This window comes from Methylobacterium sp. WL18, from assembly GCF_008040015.1.
Taxonomy (GTDB): domain Bacteria; phylum Pseudomonadota; class Alphaproteobacteria; order Rhizobiales; family Beijerinckiaceae; genus Methylobacterium; species Methylobacterium mesophilicum.
In genome coordinates this window covers 1-570 of record NZ_VRVD01001258.1, presented here as the reverse complement: position 1 = coordinate 570, position 570 = coordinate 1, and the positions used below count along the sequence as shown (strand labels likewise).

General features: G+C 74.0%; 1 protein-coding gene. It reads left to right on the top strand.

Features of this window, described 5'->3' with window-relative positions:
* Window positions 1–570 (top strand): AAA family ATPase (locus FV228_RS32185; RefSeq protein ID WP_147858012.1); only part of this gene is annotated, 570 nt, incomplete at both ends.

The window sequence follows — 570 nt, the reverse complement described above, 5'->3', positions numbered from 1 at the left end:
GATTCCGGCCACGCCCCCGTCGCGGAGGCCAGCCGCCCGCTCGCGGACCGGCTGCGCCCCCAAAGCCTGGCTGAGGTCGTCGGCCAGGAGCACCTGACCGGGGAGGGCGGCAGCCTCACCCGGCTGCTGCGCGGAAAGAGCCTCGGCTCGCTGATCTTCTGGGGGCCGCCCGGCACCGGCAAGACCACGGTGGCGCGGCTCCTGGCCCAGGGCACCGACCTGCATTTCGAGCAGATCTCGGCGATCTTCTCGGGCGTGCCCGACCTGCGCAAGGTGTTCGAGGCCGCGCGCAAGCGCCGGGCGACCGGGCAGGCGACCCTGCTGTTCGTCGACGAGATCCACCGGTTCAACCGGGCGCAGCTCGACGCCTTCCTGCCGGTGATGGAGGACGGCACCGTCACGCTGGTCGGCGCCACCACGGAGAACCCGTCCTTCGAGCTCAACGCCGCCCTGCTGTCGCGGGCCCGGGTGCTGCTGTTCCGGGCCCTCGACCCGGGCGCGATCGCGCGGCTGCTGGTCCGGGCCGAGGCGCTGACGGGCCAAGCCCTGCCGCTCACCGAGGAGGCGCGG